This window comes from Rahnella sp. CFA14(1/10) (assembly GCF_004195095.1).
Classification (GTDB): Bacteria; Pseudomonadota; Gammaproteobacteria; order Enterobacterales; family Enterobacteriaceae; genus Rahnella; species Rahnella perminowiae.
Window position 1 is genome coordinate 1 of sequence record NZ_SEWS01000005.1, and the last position, 22,743, is coordinate 22,743.

Genomic DNA, 22,743 nt, shown 5'->3' on the forward strand with positions numbered 1-22,743 from the left:
GCACCGAAATATCAACGCCGGGCTGCCGGGATTCCAGCCGTTTAAGTCTTAACTGGTAATGGTTGTGGACCGGTAATTTACTGCCAGCAAGAATGTATTCCTGAATGCTCATCGTTTAAGTCCTTTTAACGCTCATGGGCGTGAATACCCCAAAACCGATATGTGCTGACTGGGCTAATTAATAATATATTGATGGTGTGAATATATTAATGTACTGACTTTCGCTGGAAAAATAGCAGTCCAACAGTATGTCGGCGAGTTCCGCTCCGGAAATGAAAGTTAGCATAAATCAGTAGATCACTAAAACAAACTATGTCACGGAAAAATACATCTCAGTTATTAAATAAAGAAAGTTGCCAGTTAATCAGGATGTTTTCCGAAAACTTACGGACGTTTTTGCGAAAGCGCCAGGTGATGAGATGCTGAATAATGATTAATGAGAAGGCATTAATGTCACTAAATCCAATTCCCCCGCTATCTTAATATCACTAAAGCCATTAACTGTTTCAAATAAAAAGTACAACGCAATATGAGATGTAAATGTGCTTTTCAATCCTGCCTTATAGAAAGGCAAGGATAACCAGAGTGTAAGGAGGAAAGATAATCGATTGCATAGATCAGTAACTAAGAACAAATCGTTAATACCGATCGACTTGATGTAGTTAATTATCGTAGCCTGTCATCATCCTGGCGACACCTAAATACGCAAATAAGGAAAAAATCCTCATGGCACTGGAACCCGCAATTGCTGAACTTGTTAACGACTTCATTACTGCAGGCCGTCCCTCTTCCCGCAGTCAGACGTTCGCTGAGCGCCGTGCCGGCTATATTGCCAGCACGGTGTTAGCGGGCGATCTTGAGCAACGTGTAAATGTTGATGATGTGGTCATCGACGGTATGTTGTTACGCGTCTACTCTCCGCTGGAAGCGCATGGCGTATTACCTGCCGTTATCTATTATCACGGCGGCTGTTTTGTCAGTGGCGGTTTTGCGACTCATGATAATCAGCTATGTCAGCTTGCTTTTTACAGCGGTTGCCGGGTGATTGCGGTGCAATATCGTTTAGCACCTGAACACACCTATCCCGCCGCACATGACGATGCAGAACAGGCGTCAAACCTCATCTGGCAGCATGCTGAAAGGCTTGGCATAGAGCGCGGCCGGATAACACTGATGGGGGACAGCGCAGGCGGACATCTTGCCCTTATCACGGCTCTGCGCCTGCGAAATACCGGACACTGGCTGCCGCACCTGCTGGTGCTGATTTACCCAATGCTGGATGCAACAGCGTCCTCTGAAAGCCATAGGCGCAATGGCGATGATTTTGTGCTGACCAGCGATACGTTGCTCAGTGGATTCGAAGCTTATTTCCCGCAAATTGATTTCATGCACCCTGAAGTCAGTCCGTTATGGCGTGATGATTTTTCAGGGCTGCCGCCGGTTCATATCATTACGGCGGAATACGATCCGTTATGCGATGAAGGCGAGGCGCTGTTCTCCCGCATGACAGAGCAGGGCGTGAACTGCACGGCCCAGCGCTATCTGGGAGTCATACACGGTTTCTTCCAGCTTGGCGGAATCAGCCAGAGTGCGCGCAATGTGATGCGGGATATCGCCGTACGTGTCAGTTCATCGGATACACCGTAAACTTTTTGTTTTTTGCGAGCTCGCTGCTGGCCTGTTCGCATAATTCAAAAAGAACAGGGATCAGGTGAGCGGAAGCTTTCAGATAATCGCTGACCTGTGCAATCCCCTCCGGGAGCAATATCTCGCTGTTCTCAAGTCCTTCGCTTAAGCACAACAGCCCCTGACATAACCCGCTGGCAGATTCTGACGCCAGCGCATTAAGATCATATAACTGTGCATCATCAAAGTGACTGAAATCCAGCCCGGCGATAAGCGAGCGAAAAACGGAGATAGAGTTAGTCGTAAACGCGGTGTGGTTATCAGAATCAGTCATACAAGTCATTCCATTGTCAGTGAGTCGAGGCCTCCGGTACTGGCGAGGTGATTGCCGCTGCCAGAGAACTGTATGCCTGTTGGTGCACCAAAGAAATAGACTGGTTATATTTACAGTGGTTTGTTGTCAAATCTGGAAGATGCCTCGCAAAATCCTCTCAGTGAATCAGGAATATTAACCACCAGTGTGATTTTTATGAGATAAAAATTGAAATTGGTTAATTAATAACAGCCTCTTCCGAATATTATCCTGATGGAACTGAAAATAACGCAAATTAAAGATAATGAAAATGGGTGGTTGTCACGGAATGTTATTATCACACTGGCGTAATTTACTGATTAATGCTAATTTGCCGGTATAATTGTTATTAAATATTTCCACTCAAAAGTTTTGATAATTTACAGGTGATGTATTTTTAATCATATTGATAATTATTTAACCCATAATACAGATGTTGTTTCTTTTATTTACATTTAAACATTTTATTGCTTAGTATCTGTGCTAAACATATTTTTATCTTATAGGGAACTTTCTGAATTTTCACTTTGACCCCCGTCATACCTATGTTAATTATTTATACGCGGCGCAAGACCGCACACACATCACATAAATAATAAAGACAGGGTAATAATGAGCAAATTAAAAACGTCAATGCTAATTGGCGGCGTCGTGCTGTCGGCATTATCTGCCAGCGCGCAAGCCGAGATTACTGTTTTAGATAAAAATCCTCAAAGTAATGCTTTGCTGGCACCGCTGAGTTTGCAGGTTGGCGGGAGTATTCGTCCTGAGTGGATTTTCAATAACGGCCCGGAGCCGGGTTATTATAAAAATGGTCACGATGGCGGTACCCGCTTCCGCTTCCGCGGCGATTATAAACTGACGCAGGATACCTCTGTCATCGCTTACTATGAGCTGGGCGTGGACATGGCGCACCTGCTGGGTATGGATGATCACTATGCCGAAGGCTCACGCCGTGACACTCAGCGTCAGTTATATGCGGGTTTTAAAGATGACCGTTACGGGACATTAACCTACGGCCACCAGTACGGCATTTATTATTCCGTCGTCGGGATTAAAAGTGATGTCTGGGATAACGATGGTCATGCAGGCGGCACGGGTATTGGGATTAACGGTAGCTACGATGGTGCGAATAAGCCAAAAAGCAGCCTGAAATATACCAACGACTTTGGTCCTGTGACGTTATATGCCAACTACTTATTGCCGGAAGATGAAATTCAGGCGGGCGAGAATCAGCATTATCGCCGTAATAATGGTGGCGGTTTAGGTTTCGATTACAAACTCACCAAAGATTTAGTCTGGAGTGCGGCTTACAGCCTGACTGATGCGACGGTCAAAGATAATCAATATAACGAAAAAGATTATCATCAGCAGCTGTCTGGTACGGCATTAACCTGGCAGCCTAATAACTGGTATATCGTCGGGACCGGCAGCTATTACAAAGATTTCGTGCCAAGCACCCGTGAAAATCCTGTCGATCATTACTTTGCAGGCAGCGGTTACGGCGTGGAAGGCTTTGTCGGTTATACCTTTAATATCGACAAACCGTTCCTGAAATCTATCCAGCCATACGTTGCAGCGGATTCTCTGCAACTGAAAGGCGGCGAAGAATATCACGCGAACCACGTTTATCTGGGCGCGGGTACCACTATCGGTTACGGCTTGTCTGTCTATGTGGAACGCACACTGGCGCACTCTACCGACAACGAACCGGATCAGACCTGGGTGACCGTTTTCTACGATTTCTAATCCGCACGCCTCGTGGATCATCAGGCCAGCGCATATGCGCTGGCTTTTTTACGTCTGCAGATCGGCTTAGTGCGGCAGTGCTTCCGCGACGTCTGTCACCACTATATCATCCTCGCTAAATGGCATTTCCAGCGTCTGATACAGCACTTCCAGCCGTTCACAAAGAATATAGCTCAGCAGATCTTTCGCCTGCGGATTATCGAGCGACACAATGGCATAAGACAACGCACGGCAATGATCGACGATCTCTTCCAGTTCCAGCGGGGTATTGTCGTAAAGGTTAGGCATTTTGAGTGCTCCAGAAAATAGTGAATTTACTACCACTGGAGACGCTAACCTCGTGGTGGTAGCTCAAACAGCGTTAGCGTTACCGGTTTTCTGGATCCGGTGCTTCGTGAGAAGCCACTGTCTGAGCCACCATAATTTGGGTGAGGACAGACCGTACCACATTCCCTATTTTTTCATAGGGTTGTCGGTACCAGAAAATGACAGAACGCTAATTCTGACTACGGATTTTGCCGCAGCGAAGAGAGTCTACTACATGGGGATTTGTACAGTAAGTGGAATTTTTAAGCAGTTTTCGTTTTTGCGAGATGTCTTGGAAGTGTGGTGTAAAAGCGGTGAAAAGCTAAGAGATAAGTGTGAAATCATAGAAATTGAACGATAATTTATGAGCCATAAAATTTGTAATTACCGATGTAACTGGCATAGTAACGGGAACCCCTAACATTCGATAAAACAAAAGGATGAGTTCCTATGGCAGGCGTAAACCATTGGACTCGCGACCAATTACTGGTTGCGTTTACTCTTTATAGCCAGATCCCTTTTGGCAAGCTTCACTCTAGAAACCCCGACATTATTCATTATGCCAATCTCATAGGCCGGACACCTGGGGCATTAGCGATGAAATTAGTGAACCTAGCGAGCCTTGATCCTTTCATTGTTGAATCTGGGCGTACAGGCTTGAAAGGTGCGTCAAATACTGATCGAGAACTCTGGAAGGAAATGAGTCAGGACACTGAAACATTTGATTTTGATTGTCTCAGTGCGATGAATAAGCTCGAAAAGCCGGTAACTACTTTGCATGACAGCGGGCCGGTTGATTTTAGTGGTCGAGAAAGAACGACTATTGTCAAAGCGCGTGTCGATCAGCAACTGTTCCGCAAACATGTTTTAGAAGCTTATGAATATCGCTGCTGCCTTACCGAATTGGAAGAACCGGCTCTATTAGTTGCAAGCCATATACGGCCTTGGGCAAACGCTGTTGAACACCGGTTGAATCCAAGCAACGGGCTATGCCTTTCGAGTCTGCACGATAAAGCCTTCGACCGTGGGCTAATCTCTTTTAACGAGCATCTTGAAATGATCGTTTCTCCGAAGATTAAGAAATTAACCAGTGATATTGCGATTGAAAACTTTGCAAAGTACGAGGGTAAACAACTGCGTCTTCCGGTCAGCTATCCACCCGATATGAGTCAAATGCGATATCACCGGGAGAATATTTTTGTAATTTAAAATCCTTATTTTTTGCAGGGATGTTTCATGACACTTGATCACGTCTGGGGCTTAAAAGCCCTTAGCAAACCGTATGACCAAGCCTGTATTGATTGGGCTGAGCAGTTACTTATCAATGGTAATTCTTCAGACAATGTCCTGATACTTGCAAGTTTAGGGTTGGACAAAAGCCCAGAACGTAATGAGGTCGATAAATACTTCGAGCGTGCTTTACAGGATTTACGGGAAACTGAGCCTGAATATTTTGATGCCATCAAAAAGTATGCACTTGAGCTTTGTCATAAGGCTGTGGAAGGTCATTTAAGTCAGGAGGAAACGATTAATTCGCTAGCTGAAATTTATTCTTGTACTAACTATGATTACGGAATATTCAGTATTTGGACAGACCTCTTAGATGAGCTTTACTTGCTTGAAAATGAAGGTGAGTACTACAGCCACCTTGAGCTGACGAAAGCCAATAAATCCGTTTATATTGAAAAGCAGCTTCGCCATTTTATTGTTTTGCTTAACAGTAAAGTGCCGCATGATTTTGTACATCTTTCTATCTGTGAGGAGTGCAATAAACTTGTCAAAGTTAGTTGGCAACCGAAGACTCGCATCAGTGTATTTAGAAAGCTTTTGCAGATTTTCAAATTTCTTGAGCCTCAATATTGCACAGAGTGTTTGGTTTGTGGTTCAACACATATCGTCCACTTGCAAACTGTCGAGGCGCGGGAAAAAGCGTTAAAAATGCTGTAAAAATAGAGGCGCATCCTTGCGCCTCAGTAACATTATTGCCCAAGCAATCCACCCCCCTCAAAAAATCCTTCCCATCTCCAGTTGTCCCATCAATAACGCATTATCACTGTAATCCACCGGGACGGCGACGACGGCGGGGCCTTGTACGTCCATGGCGGCGCGCAGGGTGCTTTCCAGGGTTTCGGCGGAGGTGACGGCAAAACCTTTGGCGCCGAAGGCGTCGGCGTAGGCTTTGAAATCAATCGGGCCGAACTGGATACCGGAGGTGCGCTGGTATTTTTTCTGTTCCTGGATTGCCACCATGTTATAGGCCTCATCAACCCAGATGATGTGCAGCAGATTGACGCCGAGGCGGACGGCGGTTTCCAGTTCCATGCTTGACTGCATAAAGCCGCCGTCGCCGGAAACAGACACCACTTTGCGACCAGGATCGACCAGCGCGGCGCCTATCGCCCACGGCAGCGCGACGCCCATGGTTTGCTGGCCGTTGGAAATCAGCACCTGACGCGCGCGGAAGCTGTAAAGATAACGGGCGATCCAGATATGGAAACTCCCCATGTCGACGCACAGCGTGACGTCGCTGTTGACGATATCCTGCATCGCGCGTACCAGACGCAGCGGATGGATCGCAAACTGATGCAGGCTGCGGCCTTTTTGATCCAGCAGTGCACGTTGCTGGCGGCGATCTTCGAGAATGGCGACGGAAGAGGCGCTCAGGTTGATGCGTTGCTGAATCTGTTCTGTCAGCAGATCCAGCGTGTCGGCAATATCGCCCACCAGTTCGACGTCCGGCAGATAGTCGCTGTCGGTTTCGGCGGGTATCACGTCGATATGCACCAGTTCAGCGTTGCCGTTGCTCCATTGCGCCGGTTCATACTCGACCGGACTGTAACCGATGGTGATGACCAGATCCGCGTTGCGCAGCAGGCGGTCCCCGGCCTGATTGTTGAACAAACCGACGCGACCAGCGAAGCGGTGGAACGAAGCCTGATCGATAACGCCTGCCGCCTGATAGGTGCTGGTCACCGGCAGATCGCTTTTATGCAGCAGACGGCGGATCGCCTCAGCGTTGCGTGGCTGGCTGGCCATCAGGCCGAGCAGCAGCACCGGATTTTTGGCCTGTTTCAGTAATCGCGCGACCTGCAATATTGCGTCGTGCGGTGCGCTGCCGAGCACCGGCGGTTGCGAGGTCAGGAGTTTACCGCTGGCCGGTTCGTTGACGATATCCATTGGCAGACTGATAAATGCTGCGCCCGGACGCCCGAACTCGGCGGCGCGAAAACCGTTTGCCAGCACTTCGGCCAGGGCGGAAGACGAGGTGACTTCGGCGGAATACTTGGTGACCGGACGGAACATCGCGACGGTGTCCATGGTCTGGTGCACCTGCTTGACATGATCGGCGCGTTTCACCGCACCGCCAAGCGCCACCAGCGGATCGCCTTCGGAGGTTGCGGTGGCCACACCGGTGATCAGATTCGAGCAGCCGGGGCCGGAAGTGACCAGTGCAACGCCTGCTTTACCGGTCAGACGGCCCACGGCACCGGCCATAAAGGCGGCATTGGCCTCGTGGCGTACCGGAATCGTTTTGATAGGGGAATCGACCAGCGAATCGAATACCCGGTCGATTTTTGCGCCGGGAATACCGAATATGTGTTTTACGCCCTGTGCTTCAAGCTGTGCGACGACCAGATCTGCACCGCATTTCCATTCGCTTTGGCTGTCTGAATTTTTCATGGTTTTGTTCCTTCTTTCTGCGGGCTGTTAACTTTCAACGGACTGAATCGCATCATTTAAATCGTCAGGACATAAGTTGGCATGCAGGAAATCGCTGTCCTGCGGGAAGTCGATTAATAGCTTTTCGACCGTGCCGAAGGTCAGCACGCCGCACTCCACCTGATAATCCAGTACATGGCCGCCACTGCTGCGTGTCTGATTGATGAAATGTTCGTGATAGCCCGCGACGTTAATGCCTTGCATATACGCAGGTGTCAGAAAGCCAATCAGCACACCCTGGCTGTTTTCGATATGAAACGTTGGCTGCGCTTCGATGGCTTCCAGCATCGGTTTATAAGGGCGGTGTTGTTCCGGCACGGTGCGGGTCTCGACGCGGCTGAACTCGCCATCAATGCGCAATGCGCAAAAGGTGTTCTGACTGGCAATAGCGTTGTCGATAACCGCGTGAATTTGTTCGCGGCTGTGCGGGCGATCAATGACGTATTCATTCGTAGGATTAAAGAATGTCATGACGGCGAAGGGTGTTTTTTGTTCCGGTTTTGCCCGCCGGGCGCTGCCGTCGCCACGTAACTGGAAGATATTGCTGTTGAATGCAATCAGTTCACCGTCGAGATGATTAAAGGTACCGAGGCCAAAATCGCCGTGTTTCAACAGCTCTGCCATTGTGGTATCGCCTTCATAGACGCCGCTCAGCAAGGCGCTCATCAGTGATGACTGATAGAGCACGCGGTCAGGATGCTGCTGTTTAAACGCCGTCGCCGTGCGGGCAATATCGGCGACGCAGGAACAGGACTCAGAATGGCTTTTCATGCAGGAACTCCGTTCGAATAGTTAACTTTGCTAACTAAAGGTTGACGCCATTCCGTTCTGAGTTCCAATATGAGGAGGTGTTTACTTTGAGACGTTTTTGATATGGAACTTCGTCATCTGCGCTATTTTGTCGCGGTAGCAGAGACGGGCCACTTCACCCGTGCTGCCGAACTCCTGGGAATATCCCAGCCTCCTCTGAGCCAGCAAATTCAGCGGCTCGAACATGAAATCGGAACCCCTTTACTCAAACGTCTTACCCGTGGCGTCGAACTGACCGAAGCCGGAAAAGTGCTGTACGACGATGCACAAACCATTATCAAGCTGACCGATGCTGCCTTTGAACGTACCCGTGCAGTGGCGCGCGGCTTGAATGGTACGCTGCGCATCGGCTTTGCCACTTCAACGGCTTTCAACCCGCAGGTATTTGAACTACTGCACCGTTTTCGCGACAAATATCCGGGCATGGTGCTGGAGCCTCAGGAAAAAGATATGGCCGGGCTGATGACCGCGATGGGCGAGGGCGCACTGGATGCAGCGTTTATTCGTCTGCCTTGTGAACGCAGCAAGGAGTTTAGTTTTAAGGTGCTGGATATCGAGGAAATGGTGGTGGCGCTACCGAAGAAGCATCCGCTCAGTCAGGGGAAAGAAGTCCGGCTGGCGGCGCTGCGCCACGATATGCTGATCACCTTTCCCCGCGATTTATCGCCTGGGCTTTATGATGCCGTGACTCAGGCGTGCAAAGAGGCGGGATTTTCGCCGCGCTACGGGCAGCAATGTCCGCAAATTACCTCAGCGCTGAGTATGGTGGCGACAGGTTTTGGTTACGCGCTGGTGCCGGCGTCACTGAGTAAAATTGATGAAACCAATGTGCGCTGTCTGCCCCTGGCAGGGCAGACATTAACGACGCAAATCGCGCTCGCCTGGCGCAGAACGGATAACTGCAAGGCGGCGCTGCATATGGTGGGGTTATTGTAATTTACACCACAATAATCACAGACACGCGGCGGTTCTGGGCGCGTCCGGCCTGGGTTTTATTGCTGGCAACGGGCTGGCTCTGACCTAATCCGCGGGTATGGATATTGGTACGCGGCATTCCCGCATCAGCAAAGGCGGCGGCTACCGTGTTGGCGCGATGCAGTGACAGATCGTTATTGTAACCGGCGTCACCGTAGTTGTCGGTATGGCCGTCGAGATTGACTTTATTCAGGCCGACATGCAGCAGTTCACCGGCCAGTTTTTCTACCGACTGCTTACTTTCTGGCGAAAGCGTCGCCTGATTATTGCCAAACAGCACTTTGGCATCCAGCCCCAGTTCCCAGCCATCTGCCGTCTGTGAGAAACCATTTTTTTGCAGTACGGCGATTTGTTCTGGCGTTAATCCCGCCGGTTTGCTCTGACAGGCGACCAGCAGCAAAATGCACAGCCCCGTAGCGGCGAAATGACACCAGGTCTTGAAAGTATTGCAGATCTTCATATTCAGTAATTCCTTTTAGTCTTTCATCACGGCAGGAAGCGGCATACCTGAAGAGACATGCCAGCAATTGCCGGAAATTTTTTTCGAGCGGTACATGGCCTCATCGGCCTTATCCAGTAACTCTTTCGCGCTGGTGGCCTGAGAAGGCGACAGCGCAATACCGATACTGAGAGAAACATCCAGCGTCTTGTTATTGAGCAGGATGACGGGGGTTTTCATGATTTCAACAATCCGTTCGGCAAAAGCCACGGCCTCTGCGGTGGAAACCATCGGTTCAAGCAAAATGGCAAATTCATCGCCGCCCAGACGCGCCAGCACATCGCCTTTACGCAGCGTTTTCGCCATCCGTTCGCCTATCACCATCAGCACGCGGTCTCCGGCGGCATGACCGAGTGAGTCATTGATCTCTTTAAAGTTATCGACATCAATAAACAACAAGGCCAGTGAAAGCGCCGGGCGCATCGGGTTAAAGCATTGGTTGAGCGTATCAATGAAAAACGCGCGATTATGCAGACCGGTCAGTCCGTCATGCAACGCTTTTTGGGTCAGTGAGACGTTCTCGTTGCGCATATGGTTTTCCCAGGCTTCCAGCTCTGTCAGCAGGCTGTTGAAGTCCTGGCTCAGGGTGTGTAGCTCGACAATCGGCGCGGAAGGTACGCGCAAATTGAACGACCGGTTGGCCGTGACGTCATGAGTGACGCGCGTAATGTGACCGAGGGCATCGACAATGCCTTTTTGCATCCTGCGGGAAAAATACAGCGCGACCAGTGCCGTCAGTACCAGACAGCCGATCAGGCTAAGCACCGTTTCCAGCAGGAAGCCCGTCAGGCTGCCGCCGTTACCGGCGAGCCAGACGGTACCGATGAGCGAACCTGAATGATTCACTGGCATCGTGATGGGTTCCGGGAAAGCCAGGTGGCCGACGAACTGGCCGAGCTTGTCCCAGTTGCTGTTTACCGGTCTTTGCCATTCGGTGAACGTCGCACCGGCAGGCGTCAGAATTTTAGCCTGGGTGAAATCGCCTCTTTTGGCGATGAACTCCAGCGAATCATGCGCGGCAGCAGGGTCGTTAAACACCAGCGCAGCTTCAGTGGTGTAGCTGATGGCACGCGCGGTCAGTTGCAGATTATTTTCGGCATGCGAACGCAGGGCGATCAGGGCCAGCAAAATCAGTAAAAAACCGGCAAGGCCAATCGCGGTCAGAATCACAATCATATGGATTCTGTTCAGTGCGGCGCTTAGCGTCGGGCGCTGGCGCGGCTGTTCTTTGTCAGGAACAGGAATTTGATTTTCCATAGTTACTCCTTTTCCCTGGCAAGTTGTAATACGGCGGGATTAACCCGCACACCGCTGCGGGACAGCGTGTCCAGATTCAGTTTGAATCCGGTATGAAGGGGCGTGATCACCAGACAAAATGCGTTCAGTAATGCGCAGGCATCGTCCTGCTCACTGAGGGTCAAAATGGCGTGGCCTTCCAGACGCAGATGCAAATCGTTTTGCTGCTCTGCCGTTGTGCTGCCGGAATAAATCGCATCGCATTGCGTCGTCAGCAGCGGACTCTCAAAAGGCAACGTCATCACTTTGAGCGGTCTGCCGGCAAAAGCGCTGCCATCGGGCGTGAGTAATGCGGCGTATTTGACTGGCGGAATGATGCACAGCGTTAAAGAAGAAGAGGCCGTTTTGTCGGGCCAGCGCGAATAACTGAGGATTCCGTTAACGGTCTGGGCGACGGCGGCATCAGGTGACGTCTCGCTGGTTTCGGCGATAACCGGTTTTAACGGCGCGATCAGAAGCACCGTCAGTAGCGCAAAGCCATACGCGGCCTTAAACAAATGGCCGGCAGGTATCCTCCCTGACAGGTAAAAAGGTGATCGGGCTTTTTCCATTGCGTCGCTCTGCGTTTCTTCCGGTTGAAAGTGTTTCACCGGAATAAGAATAACTTTATCGGCATAACTTCGGAAAGCGTCAATAAAAAATTTTCGCCCTGAAAACGCATGCCTTTTGTGTCGATTTTTTTACAGGAAACAGAAAAGTTGCGAATACTAAAGGAAAACTAATGGATTGTGTAATTTCGGCGAGATTTTTTTTGAGCAGAGGCAGGCGAGGGGCGCCGATAAATAACTCACATTGTCGGTATTTCAACCGTTATATAAATAATAGTCACGGTGATAACAAAATATGACAAAAAATAAATGTTATCGTAATCACTATTTGATGAATTTAAATTACAGGAAATGTTAATAGATTGGAATTTAAAGGAATAATAGACGCCATTTTATCAATATTCGTGACCATGATCTCAAAGCCACACCGTTAGGCAGATTTTTATGCTGCTGATAGGTATCATGCCCGCATTAATGGTATGTTTTAACCGTCAGGATGGTTTTTTCGATGACGGGTGCAGTAAAAAAACATCAACCATTCCTGGGGAAAACGGAATTATTTTTATAATTAGGTACTGAGGAATCATGGATAATACAACAATCGGGACACTGTCTAAAAAATCAGTAAGTTCCTGGCGTAAAACTGACACCATGTGGATGTTAGGTTTATATGGAACGGCAATTGGTGCAGGCGTTCTTTTCCTTCCTATTAATGCGGGGATTGGCGGGTTAATACCGTTAATTATTATGGCAATCCTCGCTTTCCCAATGACTTTCTTCGCTCACCGCGGCTTAACCCGTTTTGTTTTATCGGGTAAAAATGCCGGTGAAGATATTACGGAAGTGGTGGAAGAACATTTTGGTATTACAGCCGGTAAATTAATTACACTGTTATATTTCTTCGCCATTTATCCTATTTTACTGGTTTACAGCGTGGCGATCACGAATACGGTTGAGAGTTTTATTACTCATCAGATGCATATGAATGCGCCGCCGCGTGCGTTGCTGTCTCTGATCCTGATCCTCGGATTAATGACGCTGGTGCATTTTGGCCAGGATATCATTGTGAAGGCGATGAGCATTCTGGTGTTCCCGTTTGTGGCGGTGTTGATGGCACTGGCGCTTTACCTTATTCCTAACTGGAATACGTCAGTGTTTGAAAACGTCTCGCTGTCCGGGAACGGCGTGGGTCACGGTATGCTGATGACGCTGTGGCTGGTGATCCCGGTCATGGTGTTCTCGTTCAACCACTCGCCGATTATCTCCTCTTTTGCTGTAGCAAAACGCAAAGAATACGGTGATGACGCGGAGAAGAAATGCTCGCGCATTCTGGCCTTTAGCCACATCATGATGGTACTCACGGTGATGTTCTTTGTCTTCAGCTGTGTCCTGAGCCTGTCTCCGGCCAACCTGATGGAAGCCAAAGCGCAAAACGTGTCTATTCTGTCTTATTTAGCTAATCACTTCTCTAATCCGGTGATTGAATATATCGCGCCGTTTATTGCCTTTATCGCCATTACCAAATCTTTCCTCGGCCATTATCTGGGGGCGCGTGAAGGTTTTAATGGCATGGTGATTAAATCTCTGCGCAGCAAAGGCAAAACAATTTCCCTGCCAACGCTGAACCGTTATACCGGTATCTTTATGTTATTAACCACCTGGTTAGTCGCAACCCTGAATCCAAGTATTCTGGGTATGATCGAAACGCTGGGTGGTCCGATTATTGCGATGCTGTTATTCCTGATGCCAATGTATGCCATCCGTAAAGTCCCTGCGATGAAAAAATACAGCGGCCATATCAGCAACGTCTTCATTGTTATTATGGGTTTGATTGCGATGTCAGCCATTGTATTCAGCCTGATGGGCTAATTATTAACGTTATCTGAAATAAAGTGAGCGGGAATATCCCGCTCCTTTCTCTCCCGTTTCCCTTTTTATTCTGCCCGTAAATAATTTCACATGGAGTGCCCACCGTGATCAGCGTCTTCGATATTTTCAAAATTGGTATTGGTCCATCCAGTTCGCATACTGTTGGTCCGATGAAAGCCGGGAAAATATTCACTGATGAGCTTATCTCTTCAGGTTATATAACCCAAACGACCCGCGTGGCGGTTGATGTTTACGGGTCATTATCATTGACCGGTAAAGGACACCATACTGATCTGGCTATCATTATGGGGCTGGCGGGTAATATGCCGGATGATGTAGACATCGATGCGATCCCGGCGTTTATCCGTCAGGTAGAAAATACCGGACGTCTGATGCTGGGCAAGGGCGTAAAAGAAGTGGATTTTCCGGCCGGTTCAGGCATGAATTTCCATTCCGGCAATCTGCCGTTGCATGAAAATGGTATGAAAATCAGCGCATTCAGCGGTGATGAACTGCTGTATACGCAAACTTATTATTCTGTCGGCGGTGGCTTTATTGTCGAAGCCAGCAAGTTTGGTGTGCAGGATGAAAATCCGGTGCTGCGTCCGTATCCGTTCCGCTCGGCCAGCGATTTGCAGAAACATTGTACGGACACCGGTCTGTCATTGTCGGCACTGATGCTGCAAAACGAACTGGCGGGGCATACACGCACAGAAATCAGCGATCACTTTGCGGCCATCTGGAATGTGATGAGCGAAGGCATTACGCGCGGTATCCATACCGAAGGTTTGCTGCCGGGGCCGATGAAAATCAACCGCCGTGCTGCCGCGCTGCGCCGCATCCTGGTAACGCAGGATAAAAACAATGTCGATCCGATGGGCGTCGTGGACTGGATCAATATGTACGCGATGGCGGTTAACGAAGAAAATGCGGCGGGCGGTCGTGTGGTTACTGCACCCACCAACGGCGCGTGCGGCATCATCCCTGCCGTGCTGACATATTATGATCAGTTTATCCGCCCGGTCAGTCCTGACTCTTACAGCCGTTTCTTCCTGGCTTCCGGCGCGGTCGGCATTCTGTTCAAAATGAATGCGTCGATTTCCGGTGCGGAGGTGGGCTGTCAGGGTGAGGTCGGCGTGGCCTGTTCGATGGCGGCGGCAGGCCTGACAGAACTGCTGGGCGGCAGCACCGCGCAGGTATTTATGGCGGCAGAAATCGCGATGGAACATCACCTCGGGCTGACCTGCGATCCGCTGGCCGGGCAGGTTCAGGTGCCATGCATCGAGCGCAACGCCATTTCGGCCGTGAAAGCGGTCAATGCATCACGTATGGCATTACGCCGCACCAGCGAACCGCGTGTGTGTCTCGATAAAGTCATCGAAACCATGTACGAAACCGGCAAGGACATGAACTCGAAATACCGTGAAACCTCGACAGGAGGTCTGGCGATTAAAGTTCTCGCCTGCAATTGATTTCTTTTCTCATCCTTTCCTAAAAGGCGGGAAACCGCCTTTCTCGTCTCCTTCCTGATTTTTGTCCTGTGCTATGTTTTCAGATACCTGCATTACGCAGAGGTATGTTTTTTCTGCCTCACAACACCTGGAAAACAGTTAAAAGGAAAGGCTCGGTATGTCTAAATTCTTCATGAATGACCGCAAGACTCTGATTAACGATGTTATCGAAGGGGTGATCCTGACCTCTCCCTATAAAAACCTGGCAAAACTGGATATCGATCCGGCCATCCGTGTGGTCGTACGGCGTGACTGGGATAAGAAAAAGGTTGCACTGATTTCAGGGGGTGGCTCGGGTCATGAACCGGCGCATGTGGGGTTTGTTGGCAAAGGCATGCTCACGGCGGCAGTGTGCGGCGAAGTGTTTGCTTCCCCGAGCGTGGACGCCGTGCTGAATGCGATTGTGGCGGTCACCGGTAAAGCCGGCTGTTTGCTGATCGTCAAAAATTATACCGGCGACCGTCTGAACTTTGGTCTGGCTGCTGAGAAAGCGAAAGGCATGGGCTATGACGTTGAGCTGGTGATGGTCTCCGACGACATTTCCCTGCCGGACAACAAGCAGCCGCGCGGCATCGCCGGGACGGCGCTGGTGCATAAAATTGCCGGTTACGCGGCTGAGCAGGGCAAATCTCTGAAAGAGGTCGCCAAAATTGCTCAGCAGGCGATTGATGCCACTGCCAGTATCGGTGTTGCGGCGGCGGGGTGCAGCCTGCCGGCTGGCGGTGAAGATGAAGAAGAACAACGTATCGAATCCGGCCACGTTGAGCTGGGCTTAGGCATTCACGGCGAACCGGGTGTGTCGACCCTGAAAACCCAGAACAGCAAAAAAGTGGTGGATACGCTGGTTGGTAAGCTTGCGGAACACGTGAAAAAAAGCGACAAGCTGGCGGTACTGATCAATAACCTCGGTGGCGTTTCTCCGCTCGAGATGAATCAGATCACCAAAGAACTGGTGCATTCGGCGCTGGGCAGTTCGATCCGTTATCTTATTGGCCCGGCATCGCTGGTCAGTGCGCTGGATATGAAAGGTTTCTCGCTGTCGGTAATTGCCCTTAAAGGCGGTATTGAAGAAGCCCTGCTGGCAGAAGTGGAAGCGTCAGGCTGGCAGCCTCTGGTGAAGCTGGAAAAACTGGCGACCAAAAAAGGCAAGAAAATCAGCGATAAGAAAGCGGTGAAAGCGTCTTCGAACGCGCAGGTCGGCAAAATCGTTGAAACCATTACTCAGACACTGTCTGATCTGGAAGATGAGCTGAATAAACTTGATGCCAAAGTCGGTGACGGTGATACCGGTTCGACCTTTGCCACCGGCGCGCGTGATATTCAGAAAGAAAACAAAAGCAAAAAATTACCGCTGAACAATGTGGCCGATCTTCTGAGCGTAGTCGGTGATCGTCTGGCGACCGTGATGGGAGGATCCAGCGGTGTGCTGATGTCGATCTTCTTTACCGCCGCCGGTAAGAAAGTCGGCGAGGGTGAAAAATTACCGAAAGCGCTGTTGTTCGGCCTCGAACGCATGAAGCATTACGGCGGGGCTGATCTCGGCGATCGCACGATGATCGACGCACTGCAACCGGCGCTGGAAGCCCTTGGCAAAAAAGATGCGCTGAAAGGGGCGGCTAAAGCGGCAGCCAAAGGGGCCAAAGACACGGCCAGCATGAAGAAAGCCAATGCCGGGCGTTCTTCTTATCTCAGCAGCAACAGCCTGAAAGGGGTGAAAGATCCCGGCGCGGTGGCCGTTGAAAAAGTGTTTGAGGCGCTGGCGAAGAAATAAGATTTACGCCAGCAAAAGAAGAAAGGCCTGCGGGAAACCGGCAGGCCTTTTTATTATTCTCAGCCCTTTGAAATCAATGTCCGACCGGCCAGCGATCCAGCGTGATATTGCGCTCCGGTGCTTTCGCCACGAAATCTGACAGCACCGCTTTCACATCGGGGTCGATATAACCGACATTCTCACGTTCGACACGGACCACGCTGTTATCGGGGATTTCCGCCAGCAGGCTCTGTAAACGCGGGTTATGCAGGAACGTCAGGTTTTGGTGAAAACGCATCACATAATGATTTTCGTCGCGTGTAAGCTGCATCGCATTGTGATGGCTTTTGTAGGTGCTCGACAGCAACTGCGCGAGCAACCCGATGCCGATCCCGGCCAGCATACCGAAGAGCAAAATACCCGCCAGCGTGGCGATAAACGGCAAAAACTGCGGCAGGCCAAGCCGCCACTGGGTCAGGAAAAGTGCCGGTGAGGCCAGTTTATAGCCGGTATACAGCAGCACCGCTGCCAGACAGGCCAGCGGAATGGTGTTAAGCATATCGCTGAAAAACATGCCGCACAAAAGCAATAACACACCGTGAAGCAGGATCGATACCTTACTGCGCGCGCCGGTATTCACATTCACCGAACTGCGTACGATCACAGCGGTGATCGGCATGCCGCCGAGAAATCCGCTGATCAGATTCCCGATCCCTTGCGCACGCATTTCTTTATCGGGCGAAGGCGCGGGTGTTTGCTCTTTCAGCTTCTTCAGCGCTTCCTGGCTAAGCAGCGTTTCCAGGCTGGCGACCAGCGCCAATGTCGCGGCAATCACATAAATCTGCGGATTGTTCCACGCGCTCCAGTTCGGTTTTTCCAGCTGCGAGGTCACTTCATCTACGCTGTCGAATTTCGGCAGCGCAATACGCGGCATGGCCTGTATCGAATCCGGTACGATACGGTCACCGAAAATCACCGCCAGGCTTCCCCACAATACCGCCACCAGCGGGCCGGGCACATAAGTCATCAGCTTGATGCGCTTAAACGGCGGCGTCGTCCATAGCCACAAAATCAGCAATGCCACAGCCGGGACGATCAACGCTGTGGGCGACAAACTGAAGGCCGGATCGCTGAAAATGCCGCGTAATCCCTCTTCTCCCTGATAGCCCAGTGCGACCGGGATCTGCTGCATGATCAGTAAAATACCGATCGCTGCCAGCATGCCCTGGATCACCGAACCAGGGATCAGCGAGACAAAGCGTCCGGCTTTAATGATCCCAAAGACGATTTGCAGAACGCCCGCCAGCATCAGCGCCAGCAACAGAGAGGAAAAGGATCCGAGTGTTTCCATCGCGCCAACCACAATCGTCACCAGCCCGGCAGCCGGTCCGCTGACTGCAAAACGCGACGGACTGAGCAGGGTGACGATCACGCCGCCGATAACGCCGGTCAGCAGGCCGACAAAAGGTGGCAATCCGCTGGCCTGAGCAATGCCAAGACTCAGCGGCAGCGCAACCAGAAACACGACAATCCCGGCCGGGATATCGTAACGCAGAAAATTCATGTTCAGATTTTCAGGGGATTTCATCGTCATGAAGCGGTCTCCACTGCGTATGAGGGGGTGAGGACGGGGCGTGGGAATAATGCGGTCACAATAGGCTTCTCTCTGTCAGGGGGCGGCGAAAATGCGCGATGGCCCGGTGGCGGTCAACGTCTAAAGTTAGAAATTCTTTAGTTACGATTTGAAGCTTTCTGATGCACTTTCTAACATGGTAGTCGGCAATTCCGCATAAGGAAAATCTTAGAGTGTTGCGGTGGTGATCACGGAAAATGGGATTTACGGCCTGAAAAGCTTGATCTGACGCATGACAAACCCACTTGTCGCAGCAGCCGTTTTTTCGCCCAAGTATAATCTCCGGCCTTGATTTTCTGGCTGCGAAATCACGATGTATTAGCCGTGCTTAAGCAAAATTCCTCTTTTTTCAGCGAAAACTCTTTATGCCAATCAGCCTGATCCAACCCGAACGCACCCTGTTTTCTTATCCGCGCTACTGGGCCGAATGCTACGGCACGGCACCGTTTTTCCCGATGAGCCGGGCGGAAATGGATGAACTTGGCTGGGACAGCTGTGACGTGATCGTGGTAACCGGCGATGCGTATGTCGATCATCCGAGTTTCGGCATGGCGATCATTGGCCGCATGCTGGAAGCGCAAGGTTTTCGTGTCGGGATCATTGCGCAGCCGGACTGGAGCAACAAAGAGGATTTCATGCGGCTCGGGAAGCCGAATCTGTTTTACGGCGTGACCGCCGGCAATATGGATTCGATGATCAACCGCTATACCGCCGACCGGAAATTGCGTCATGACGATGCCTATACGCCAGGTAACGTGGGCGGTAAACGTCCCGATCGCGCAACGCTGGTCTACACCCAGCGCTGTAAAGAAGCCTACAGCGATGTCCCGGTTTTACTCGGCGGTATCGAAGCCAGCCTGCGTCGTATCGCACATTACGATTACTGGTCCGATACCGTGCGCCGCTCGGTGCTGGTGGATTCCAAAGCGGACATGCTGATTTACGGCAATGGTGAAAGGCCGCTGGTGGAAGTGGCGCACCGCCTGGCGGCGGGGGAATCCATCAGTGACATTCATGATGTGCGTAACACCGCCGTGATGCGCAAAACGGCGCTGACCGGCTGGAGCGGTGTCGATTCCACACGCCTTGATAAACCGGGGCGCATTGAGCCGATCATGAACCCGTACGGTGAGGATCTGCCGTGTTCAGAAGGGGAATTACCTGCGCCGGATGCCCCGCAGCCGGTAACGGTGCGCGCGCCAAAGCCGAAACCGTGGGAGAAAACCTACGTTCTGCTGCCGTCATTTGAAAAAGTGAAGGGCGATAAAGTGTTGTACGCGCATACTTCGCGCATTCTGCATCACGAAACCAACCCCGGCTGTGCGCGTGCGCTGATGCAAAAACACGGCGACCGCTATGTGTGGATCAATCCACCGGCTATCCCGCTGTCTACCGAAGAAATGGACGATGTATTTGGCCTGCCGTTCCAGCGCGTACCCCATCCGTCTTACGGCAAGGCGAAAATTCCGGCATATGACATGATCCGTTTCTCGATCAATATTATGCGTGGCTGTTACGGCGGTTGTGCGTTTTGTTCGATCACCGAACATGAAGGGCGGATCATTCAGAGCCGCTCTGAAGCGTCGATCGTCCGGGAAATAGAAGAGATCCGCGACAATGTTCCGGGATTCACCGGTGTGATTTCCGATCTGGGTGGCCCGACCGCCAACATGTATATGCTGCGCTGTCAGTCGCCGAAAGCGGAGCAAAGTTGTCGCCGCGCGTCCTGTGTGTATCCGGAAATTTGTACACACATGGACACTAACCATGAGCCGACGATCAACCTTTACCGCCGTACGCGCAGTCTGAAGGGGATCAAGAAAATCCTGATCGCGTCAGGCGTACGTTATGATCTGGCGGTGGAAGATCCGCGCTATATCAAAGAACTGGCCGAGCATCACGTGGGCGGGTATCTGAAGATCGCGCCGGAACATACCGAAACCGGGCCGTTGTCCAAAATGATGAAACCGGGGATGGGCAGTTATTACCGGTTCAAAGAGCTGTTCGACAGTTATTCGAAACAGGCCGGGAAAGAGCAGTATCTGATCCCGTATTTCATTTCTGCGCATCCGGGCACACGCACTGAAGACATGATCAATCTGGCGCTGTGGCTGAAGAAAAATCGTTTCCGGCTGGATCAGGTGCAGAATTTTTATCCGTCGCCGCTCGCCAGTGCCACCACTATGTATTACAGCGGTAAGAATCCGCTCGGCAAAGTGGATTATAAAAGTGAAGATGTGGTCGTGCCGAAAGGCGATCGTCAGCGGCGGTTGCATAAAGCCTTACTGCGCTATCACGATCCGGTGAACTGGCCGGTGATCCGTGAGGCACTGACTGCGATGGGTATGCGCCGCCTGATAGGGATTCGCCCTGATTGTCTGGTGCCCCCGGGCGGTTTTGATCCGCAATTTGCGGCCTCACGTTCAGGCAAAGCGAAACCGGCTGCTACGCGTTTTACCCCCGCAAAAACGCAAAATCCGGCGGCCGCAAAAGCAAAACCCGCCGGACAGAGGATTAATCGAGGTAAAAGACCGGTTTAAGGTCGTTGCTGACCGGACTGTTATCGGCATTGGCAGGCATTACGTCTGCCATATGCTTCCACCATTTCTGGCATATTTCCGTTTTTGCCACCGCGTTCCATCTTTCTTCTGATTCAATTTCCACATAGCCAAACAGCAGATTACGTTTTTCATCGAGGAAAATGCTGTAGTGATGCGCCCCGTGGGCTTTCAGGGTTTCCGCCAGTTCCGGCCAGATTGGCGAGTGTCGGCGCTGATATTCATCGTGTGCATTCGCATTAACCTGCATCACGAAGGATTTACGGATCATATTTTTCTCCGGTTAGATTTACTCCCTCCCCTGCGAAGGGGAGGGAGTAAAGAAATGACAACTGCTTTCTTCCCCTTCACAGAGGCAGAAGCTAAAAACTACATGGCTTTCAGATACAACTCGCGCACTTCTTCACGGGTTGCGGTGCGCGGATTGCACGGCGCACATGGGTCAGCGAGAGCCTTGTCGAGCCAGCCTTCGATATCCGCTTCACAAATGCCCAGTTCTTTGAAACCGGAAGGGATCCCCACACGGGTGGACAATTGGCGAATAGCGTCAATGGCCGCAATACTGGCCTGCGTTTCGCTGATACCTTGAGTCTGTACGCCCATCGCGCGGGCAATGTCGGCAAAGCGGTGAGGCGCACTCGCGCGGTTAAACGCTTCGACGACCGGCAGCAGGATCGCATTACAGACGCCGTGCGGCAGATTATGTGTCGCGCCAGGCTGATGCGCCAGTGCGTGAACCAGCCCCAAACCTGCGCTGTTAAATGCCATACCGGCCAGATATTGCCCCTGCGCCATTTTCTCGCGGGCTTCGATATCATCGCCGTGATCGACGGCTTTTGGCAGCCATTGCGTGATCGTTGAAATCGCGGCAAGTGCTGTCGGGTCAGTCAGCGGATGCGCGCCGACGGAAACATAGGCTTCGATGGCGTGGGTCAGCGCATCCATGCCAGTCGCGGCGGTGACACTGGCCGGAATTTTGAGCATCACTGCCGGATCGTCCACGGCGATATCCGGGATCAGACTGGTGTCGATGATCACTTCTTTCACCTGACGCTGGCTGTCGATGATCACCGCATTACTGGTGAGTTCTGCCGCTGTGCCTGCCGTAGTATTAATCGCCACCAGAAAGACACCCGGTTTACTGACTTTGCCGATACCGGAATACAGGGTGGCAGGGCCCGGATTGGCGGTCAGAATTTTGATGCCTTTTGCGGTATCAATCGGGCTGCCGCCACCGAAAGCAATCAGATAATCGCACTGGTTTTCCTGATACAGACGGAAGCCTTCATCAACATGGGCGGAGGTTGGATTCGGCACTACGCCGCCGTAAATGGCATAAGGCAGTCCGGCCTGTTTGAGTGCGGAGAATAAATTGTCGAGCAGACCCAATTCGATTAACTGACCATCGGTCACGATAAGGGCTTTACCCTGTGGTTTAGTCGCCAGCATTGCAACCATATCTTCGATTGCGCCCTGACCGTGGAGGCTGATTTTAGGTAAGGCCAACATGAAACTCATAAAAATTCCCTCTATAGAGTAAG

Annotated in this window: 19 protein-coding genes; 9 read left to right on the forward strand and 10 right to left on the reverse strand. The window is 51.1% G+C overall.

All coding sequences use genetic code 11. The features are described from left to right. Positions 1–726: 726 nt before the first annotated feature. Positions 727–1,647, forward strand: a complete 921-nt coding sequence (locus EVX52_RS10950) for an alpha/beta hydrolase (protein ID WP_129991276.1) — start codon at positions 727–729, stop codon at positions 1,645–1,647. Here the strand turns inward: EVX52_RS10950 and EVX52_RS10955 are convergent. Then, a complete protein-coding gene (locus tag EVX52_RS10955) occupies positions 1,625–1,960 on the reverse strand; it encodes a hypothetical protein (protein WP_129953309.1) in 336 nt (111 codons plus the stop codon). The two genes, EVX52_RS10950 and EVX52_RS10955, sit on opposite strands and share 23 nt — an antisense overlap. 630 nt (positions 1,961–2,590) lie before the next feature. Here EVX52_RS10955 and EVX52_RS10960 point away from each other — a divergent pair. Then, positions 2,591–3,727, forward strand: coding sequence for a porin (locus tag EVX52_RS10960; RefSeq protein ID WP_129953308.1), 1,137 nt, complete (start codon positions 2,591–2,593; stop codon positions 3,725–3,727). A gap of 66 nt (positions 3,728–3,793) precedes the next feature. Here EVX52_RS10960 and EVX52_RS10965 read toward each other — a convergent pair whose 3' ends face one another. After that, positions 3,794–4,015, reverse strand: coding sequence for a hypothetical protein (locus EVX52_RS10965; protein WP_129991277.1), 222 nt, complete (start codon positions 4,013–4,015; stop codon positions 3,794–3,796). A gap of 468 nt (positions 4,016–4,483) precedes the next feature. Here EVX52_RS10965 and EVX52_RS10970 point away from each other — a divergent pair, with 468 nt between their 5' ends. Both EVX52_RS10970 and EVX52_RS10975 read left to right on the forward strand, forming a co-directional pair. After that, positions 4,484–5,242 carry an HNH endonuclease gene (locus EVX52_RS10970; RefSeq protein ID WP_129991278.1) on the forward strand — a complete coding sequence of 253 codons (759 nt, stop codon included), beginning with the start codon at positions 4,484–4,486 and terminating at the stop codon, positions 5,240–5,242. 27 nt (positions 5,243–5,269) lie between these two features. Beyond that, positions 5,270–5,980, forward strand: coding sequence for a hypothetical protein (locus tag EVX52_RS10975; RefSeq protein WP_129991279.1), 711 nt, complete (start codon positions 5,270–5,272; stop codon positions 5,978–5,980). Positions 5,981–6,037: 57 nt separating this feature from the next. Here EVX52_RS10975 and alsS read toward each other — a convergent pair whose 3' ends face one another. Together alsS and budA are read right to left on the reverse strand one after the other, a co-directional pair. Continuing rightward, positions 6,038–7,714, reverse strand: a complete 1,677-nt coding sequence (gene alsS, locus EVX52_RS10980; RefSeq protein WP_129991280.1) for an acetolactate synthase AlsS — start codon at positions 7,712–7,714, stop codon at positions 6,038–6,040. A gap of 27 nt (positions 7,715–7,741) precedes the next feature. Continuing rightward, positions 7,742–8,524, reverse strand: a complete 783-nt coding sequence (budA, locus tag EVX52_RS10985; RefSeq protein WP_129991281.1) for an acetolactate decarboxylase — start codon at positions 8,522–8,524, stop codon at positions 7,742–7,744. A gap of 102 nt (positions 8,525–8,626) precedes the next feature. Between budA and EVX52_RS10990 the strand changes: the two genes are divergently transcribed. Further along, a complete protein-coding gene (locus EVX52_RS10990) occupies positions 8,627–9,499 on the forward strand; it encodes a LysR family transcriptional regulator (RefSeq protein WP_129953302.1) in 873 nt (290 codons plus the stop codon). A 1-nt stretch (position 9,500) separates the two neighbouring features. Here EVX52_RS10990 and EVX52_RS10995 read toward each other — a convergent pair whose 3' ends face one another. The 3 genes from EVX52_RS10995 to EVX52_RS11005 are packed head-to-tail and all read right to left on the reverse strand — an operon-like array spanning position 9,501 to position 11,884. After that, complete coding sequence (locus EVX52_RS10995) at positions 9,501–9,998, reverse strand: OmpA family protein (RefSeq protein ID WP_129953300.1); 498 nt, start codon at positions 9,996–9,998, stop codon at positions 9,501–9,503. Positions 9,999–10,013: 15 nt separating this feature from the next. Beyond that, a complete protein-coding gene (locus tag EVX52_RS11000) occupies positions 10,014–11,294 on the reverse strand; it encodes a diguanylate cyclase domain-containing protein (RefSeq protein ID WP_129953299.1) in 1,281 nt (426 codons plus the stop codon). 2 nt (positions 11,295–11,296) lie between these two features. Next, a complete protein-coding gene (locus tag EVX52_RS11005; protein ID WP_238486146.1) occupies positions 11,297–11,884 on the reverse strand; it encodes a YfiR family protein in 588 nt (195 codons plus the stop codon). 582 nt (positions 11,885–12,466) lie between these two features. On the opposite strand from EVX52_RS11005, the gene EVX52_RS11010 reads away from it, so the two are divergent. The 3 genes from EVX52_RS11010 (at position 12,467) to EVX52_RS11020 (ending at position 17,032) form a co-directional block, all read left to right on the forward strand. Continuing rightward, entirely contained in the window at positions 12,467–13,750 is a 1,284-nt protein-coding gene (locus tag EVX52_RS11010) for an HAAAP family serine/threonine permease (protein WP_129953297.1), read from the forward strand. Positions 13,751–13,854: 104 nt separating this feature from the next. Continuing rightward, entirely contained in the window at positions 13,855–15,222 is a 1,368-nt protein-coding gene (locus EVX52_RS11015) for an L-serine ammonia-lyase (protein WP_129953296.1), read from the forward strand. 157 nt (positions 15,223–15,379) lie between these two features. Then, positions 15,380–17,032 (forward strand): dihydroxyacetone kinase subunit DhaK, encoded by a 1,653-nt coding sequence (locus EVX52_RS11020; protein ID WP_129991283.1) that lies wholly within the window; start codon positions 15,380–15,382, stop codon positions 17,030–17,032. 73 nt (positions 17,033–17,105) lie between these two features. On the opposite strand, the gene EVX52_RS11025 is transcribed toward EVX52_RS11020, so the two are convergent. Further along, positions 17,106–18,581, reverse strand: coding sequence for a SulP family inorganic anion transporter (locus tag EVX52_RS11025; protein ID WP_129953334.1), 1,476 nt, complete (start codon positions 18,579–18,581; stop codon positions 17,106–17,108). Positions 18,582–19,009: 428 nt separating this feature from the next. Between EVX52_RS11025 and EVX52_RS11030 the strand changes: the two genes are divergently transcribed. Further along, entirely contained in the window at positions 19,010–21,184 is a 2,175-nt protein-coding gene (locus EVX52_RS11030; RefSeq protein WP_129991284.1) for a YgiQ family radical SAM protein, read from the forward strand. Here EVX52_RS11030 and rhaM read toward each other — a convergent pair. Beyond that, on the reverse strand, positions 21,159–21,473 hold the full coding sequence (rhaM, locus tag EVX52_RS11035) for an L-rhamnose mutarotase (protein WP_013577125.1): 315 nt from the start codon (positions 21,471–21,473) through the stop codon (positions 21,159–21,161). The genes EVX52_RS11030 and rhaM overlap by 26 nt on opposite strands. A gap of 98 nt (positions 21,474–21,571) precedes the next feature. Then, positions 21,572–22,720 (reverse strand): lactaldehyde reductase, encoded by a 1,149-nt coding sequence (gene fucO, locus EVX52_RS11040; protein ID WP_129953293.1) that lies wholly within the window; start codon positions 22,718–22,720, stop codon positions 21,572–21,574. Between the last annotated feature and the right edge of the window lie 23 nt (positions 22,721–22,743).

Excerpts from the sequence above, each read along its gene's own strand:
- EVX52_RS10965 (WP_129991277.1), bottom strand. The coding sequence starts at position 4,015 with ATGCCTAACCTTTACGACAATACCCCGCTGGAACTGGAAGAGATCGTC.
- EVX52_RS10975 (WP_129991279.1), top strand. The coding sequence starts at position 5,270 with ATGACACTTGATCACGTCTGGGGCTTAAAAGCCCTTAGCAAACCGTAT.
- rhaM (WP_013577125.1), bottom strand. The coding sequence starts at position 21,473 with ATGATCCGTAAATCCTTCGTGATGCAGGTTAATGCGAATGCACACGAT.
- EVX52_RS10955 (WP_129953309.1), bottom strand. The coding sequence starts at position 1,960 with ATGACTGATTCTGATAACCACACCGCGTTTACGACTAACTCTATCTCC.
- EVX52_RS11020 (WP_129991283.1), top strand. The coding sequence starts at position 15,380 with ATGTCTAAATTCTTCATGAATGACCGCAAGACTCTGATTAACGATGTT.
- EVX52_RS11030 (WP_129991284.1), top strand. The coding sequence starts at position 19,010 with ATGCCAATCAGCCTGATCCAACCCGAACGCACCCTGTTTTCTTATCCG.
- EVX52_RS11000 (WP_129953299.1), bottom strand. The coding sequence starts at position 11,294 with ATGGAAAATCAAATTCCTGTTCCTGACAAAGAACAGCCGCGCCAGCGC.
- EVX52_RS10950 (WP_129991276.1), top strand. The coding sequence starts at position 727 with ATGGCACTGGAACCCGCAATTGCTGAACTTGTTAACGACTTCATTACT.
- fucO (WP_129953293.1), bottom strand. The coding sequence starts at position 22,720 with ATGAGTTTCATGTTGGCCTTACCTAAAATCAGCCTCCACGGTCAGGGC.
- EVX52_RS10960 (WP_129953308.1), top strand. The coding sequence starts at position 2,591 with ATGAGCAAATTAAAAACGTCAATGCTAATTGGCGGCGTCGTGCTGTCG.
- budA (WP_129991281.1), bottom strand. The coding sequence starts at position 8,524 with ATGAAAAGCCATTCTGAGTCCTGTTCCTGCGTCGCCGATATTGCCCGC.
- EVX52_RS11010 (WP_129953297.1), top strand. The coding sequence starts at position 12,467 with ATGGATAATACAACAATCGGGACACTGTCTAAAAAATCAGTAAGTTCC.
- alsS (WP_129991280.1), bottom strand. The coding sequence starts at position 7,714 with ATGAAAAATTCAGACAGCCAAAGCGAATGGAAATGCGGTGCAGATCTG.
- EVX52_RS10995 (WP_129953300.1), bottom strand. The coding sequence starts at position 9,998 with ATGAAGATCTGCAATACTTTCAAGACCTGGTGTCATTTCGCCGCTACG.
- EVX52_RS10970 (WP_129991278.1), top strand. The coding sequence starts at position 4,484 with ATGGCAGGCGTAAACCATTGGACTCGCGACCAATTACTGGTTGCGTTT.
- EVX52_RS10990 (WP_129953302.1), top strand. The coding sequence starts at position 8,627 with ATGGAACTTCGTCATCTGCGCTATTTTGTCGCGGTAGCAGAGACGGGC.
- EVX52_RS11005 (WP_238486146.1), bottom strand. The coding sequence starts at position 11,884 with ATGGAAAAAGCCCGATCACCTTTTTACCTGTCAGGGAGGATACCTGCC.